The following is a 2710-nucleotide window of genomic DNA, read 5'->3' on the forward strand; positions in this document are numbered from 1 at the left end:
ATCGACGACTATCAGCAGACCTACTTCGTCATCGACAGCTACGAGGACCTGCTGCGGCAAACCCTGGAGACGGATTTCGCGCCGCTTTACGCCAAGCTCGAGACCGCTCCCGACCTATCTACCGACGTCATCCTGCCTGAAGACCGCGTGATTACCCGCGGCAGCCAAGCCTACGCCAAGTCCCGCAAAGCCTTATGACCTTCCCGTCCCTGTTCGTGGACACTGAGGCCTCAGGCGTCAGCGTCCAACTCTCGCTGATCGGCCGCTCTGGGCGCAGCCCGCGCCCCGACAAGATCGACCCGGAGCGGATGCCTTTCGCGACGAGCTGGGCGCGACGCCGGTGGATTCATCGGTCAGGCCTGCTTGACCGGCCCCTGCGCCGGGGCGCCCGTACACCGCGGTCCCCGGCCTTGGTCAAGGGTCGGACCGCCACCGACTAGGACTTCAAGGAAAACCCATCCATGCGCATCTTGCTCACCGGCGCGGACGGCGCCCTGGGAACGGTTGTCGCCGACGCCTTCCGCGCGGCTGGCGACAAGGTTGCGGCTCTGCACGGCGGCCTGTCACAAGACGACCTCGAGGCCGGCCGCTTAGCGGCCGGCGATTTGACCGACGCGGCCAACGCCCGGAAGGTGATCGGACGCGCCGCCGCTCACCTGGGCGGGTTCGACGCCGTCGTTCACCTGGTCGGCGGTTTCAGGTGGCTCCCAGTGGCCGACGCCCTGCTAGAAGATTGGCGTGGCTTGTTTTCGGCCAATGTAGAGTCGGCGGTCGCCACGCTTCAAGCCGCGCTCCCGCACCTCGCCGACAAGGGCGCCATCGTTTTGGTGGGCGCGCATTCGGCCCAGCCCGCCGGCGCGGGATTTGGTCCCTACGGCGCGGCGAAGGCCGGCGTGGCCAGGCTCACCGAGGCCCTGGCCGTCGAACTGAAGCCCCGCGGCGTTCGGGTGAACGCCATCTTGCCGTCGATCATCGATACGCCTCGAAACCGCCGGGACATGCCAGACGCCGATCCGACGACCTGGACGAGCCCCGCGGCGATCGCCGATGTCCTGCGCTTCCTGACCGGACCGCAGGCGCGAGCAATCAGCGGCGCCTTGATCCCCGTCACCAATGCCGCGTGAGGGCGCCATGATCGAAGCTCTCCCTACCGAGCGTCTGGACGAGGCCCTGCGCCATCTCCCGCAATGGCGCTACGTGGCCGACCGCAAGGCGATCTATCGCCAACTCAAGTTCAAGGACTTCGGCCAGGCGCTCGGCGCGATGGTCCAGATCGGGCTCAAGGCCGAGAAGGCCGATCACCATCCTGAATGGACCAACGTCTACAATGTGCTGGATGTCTGGCTGACGACCCATGACGCCGATGGCGTGTCATCGCGCGACATCGCGCTGGCCCACAAGATAAACAGCATCACCCAAATCATGGCCGGTTGACGGTCTTCGACCGCCAACTGGCCTCTTGCGCCCTGTCCTGGCCTTGTTGGCCATCTGGGTCGACGCCCCGCCCTAACCGCCACGCGGCTTGCGCCCCCGGACAAAGGCCCGGTCCGTGGCCATGAATCGCGCCAGCATCGGCGCGACCAGCCGCGCCGGCTCGGCGGGCTTGCCGCCGGTCTCGGCCGCATGGGCCTGGGCGTAGGCGACAAGGTCGCGATGGATGGCGGCCGGCAGATCCAGCGTCAGCTTCACCGGCGTCTCGTCCTCCAGCGGCCCGAGCTTCAACTTGGTCATGGGAGGGTCCTTTCCCGATAGGGCTCAAGCACGAGATCCCGGGTCAGCAGGACCCGCAACGGCGCGCCAGGCCGGACGGTCAGGGTCGGCGCCAGATCCAGGCTCTTGCCGACGATCTGCTGGCCGACCTGGCTGGCCACGTTGGAGCCCCCCCGGCGCAGGGCGCGGACCAAGTCGTTCTCATCGCCGTCGCCACCGGCTTCCGCCCCGACAGCCAGGAGCGTGGAGAGCCCTGCGGCCGCCAGCACATCGCCGCCGTGGCGGTCGACGCCGTCCTGCAAGCCGGCCATGCCTTGGGCGTCGGCGGCCGGCAGCTTGTCCAGGACGATGGAGCGTCCGGACGGCAGGATCAACCGCGTCCAGGCCACCCGCAGCCGGCTCTGGCCGCCCTGAATCTGGGCGTCATACTCGCCCACCAGCCGGGAACCGGCCGGGATCAACAGCACCCCGCCGCCCAGACTGTCATGCACGTCCTGGGTGACCTGGGCGATGGCCAGGCCCGGCGCGTCCGAGCGCAGCCCGGTGACCAGGGCGGCGGGGATCACCGAACCGGCCTGCAGGACATAGGGCGAGGCCGGGGCCTGTAGCCGCTCGACGCTGGTGATCCTCGGATCGGCCTGCGCAATCTCGGCCTCCGGCGTTGTCGCCGGCCGGATCTCCCCGCGGCTCCGGGCGACCTCGGCCACGAACAGGCCGCTCTGGCGTGCTGTGCGACGGGCGGCGGCCCGCGCCAGTCTTTCCAAATCCGCATCAGTCGCCGGCGGCGGCGGTCTCCCGTCAATCGCGACCGGAGACGAAGCCGGCTCGCCGGTCTTGGGCCAGTCGGTGTCCTTGCCCTGGCGCTGGGCGCTCAGCATCGGCCGGCCCAGGTCGCCCGGGAGCGGCGGCCCAAGGCCGGGAACCCCGGCGGGGCCGTCATAGCCGCGCGGCAGGGCCGTCACCTGCTCGGACGGCGTGGCCGCCGGCGGCGCGTCGGCGA

The 2710-nt window shown here is 69.6% G+C and carries 4 protein-coding genes and 1 pseudogene; 3 read left to right on the forward strand and 2 right to left on the reverse strand.

All coding sequences use genetic code 11. The features are described 5' to 3' along the window. The 3 genes and pseudogenes from Q0379_RS11480 to Q0379_RS11490 form a co-directional block, all read left to right on the forward strand. Positions 1-198: pseudogene (locus tag Q0379_RS11480) on the forward strand (phenylalanine 4-monooxygenase); the annotation flags it as partial. 263 nt (positions 199-461) lie between these two features. Beyond that, on the forward strand, positions 462-1124 hold the full coding sequence (locus Q0379_RS11485; protein WP_299008585.1) for an SDR family oxidoreductase: 663 nt from the start codon (positions 462-464) through the stop codon (positions 1122-1124). A 7-nt stretch (positions 1125-1131) separates the two neighbouring features. After that, complete coding sequence (locus tag Q0379_RS11490; protein WP_299008587.1) at positions 1132-1434, forward strand: 4a-hydroxytetrahydrobiopterin dehydratase; 303 nt, start codon at positions 1132-1134, stop codon at positions 1432-1434. 72 nt (positions 1435-1506) lie between these two features. On the opposite strand, the gene Q0379_RS11495 is transcribed toward Q0379_RS11490, so the two are convergent. Next, positions 1507-1731 carry a DUF2274 domain-containing protein gene (locus Q0379_RS11495; RefSeq protein ID WP_299008589.1) on the reverse strand — a complete coding sequence of 75 codons (225 nt, stop codon included), beginning with the start codon at positions 1729-1731 and terminating at the stop codon, positions 1507-1509. Continuing rightward, positions 1728-2710: TrbI/VirB10 family protein (locus Q0379_RS11500; RefSeq protein ID WP_299008591.1), on the reverse strand; the 983-nt coding region annotated here is incomplete at its 5' end. The genes Q0379_RS11500 and Q0379_RS11495, both read right to left, overlap by 4 nt.

The organism is uncultured Caulobacter sp. (assembly GCF_937900395.1).
Taxonomy (GTDB): domain Bacteria; phylum Pseudomonadota; class Alphaproteobacteria; order Caulobacterales; family Caulobacteraceae; genus Caulobacter.